Below are 426 nucleotides of genomic sequence, written 5' to 3'. Positions count from 1 at the left end.
GATCGAGGCGATGAAGATGGAGGCGACGATCACTGCTCCGCGAGGCGGGACGGTCGAGCGCCTCGCCTTCCACGGGCCGCGACCTGTCGAGGGCGGCGACCTCCTCCTCGTGATCCGCTGAGGGGCTGGGCCCGCTCCGACCTACCCGAGTAAGGCGGAGCGGGCCATCCGAGCGAGGAGCGAGCGCATCGCGGGCGCGCTGAGCCGGGCGCTGTGGGGTGTGGAGTTCAGCAGACCGAACGCGGCCTGCACGGCAGCGCGGGCGGTGGCGCGGTCGAGTTCGGGGCGCAGCTCGCGCACGACCTGCACCCAGACGTCGATGTAGGCGAGCTGGGTTCGGCGGACCCGTTCGCGCGCCTCGGCGTCCAGGCTGGACCACTCGCGCTCCTGCACCACGATGAGCGCAGGGTGCGACAGTGCGAAGTC

At 72.1% G+C, this 426-nt stretch carries 1 protein-coding gene and 1 pseudogene; one reads left to right on the top strand and one right to left on the bottom strand.

Going from position 1 to position 426, the window contains the following annotated elements; translation table 11 throughout:
* Positions 1-10: 10 nt before the first annotated feature.
* Positions 11-121, top strand: a complete 111-nt coding sequence (locus D9V41_RS18695) for a biotin/lipoyl-containing protein (protein WP_424922807.1) — start codon at positions 11-13, stop codon at positions 119-121.
* Between the two features lie 20 nt (positions 122-141).
* Here the strand turns inward: D9V41_RS18695 and D9V41_RS16505 are convergent.
* Positions 142-426 (bottom strand): annotated as a pseudogene (locus D9V41_RS16505) (TetR/AcrR family transcriptional regulator); the annotation flags it as partial.

It is taken from the genome of Aeromicrobium phragmitis (genome assembly GCF_003674095.1).
Taxonomy (GTDB): Bacteria; Actinomycetota; Actinomycetes; order Propionibacteriales; family Nocardioidaceae; genus Aeromicrobium; species Aeromicrobium phragmitis.
This window is presented reverse-complemented; position numbering and strand designations above follow the sequence as displayed.

Coding starts and splice junctions, on each gene's coding strand:
- D9V41_RS18695 (WP_424922807.1), top strand. CDS start 11: ATGAAGATGGAGGCGACGATCACTGCTCCGCGAGGCGGGACGGTCGAG.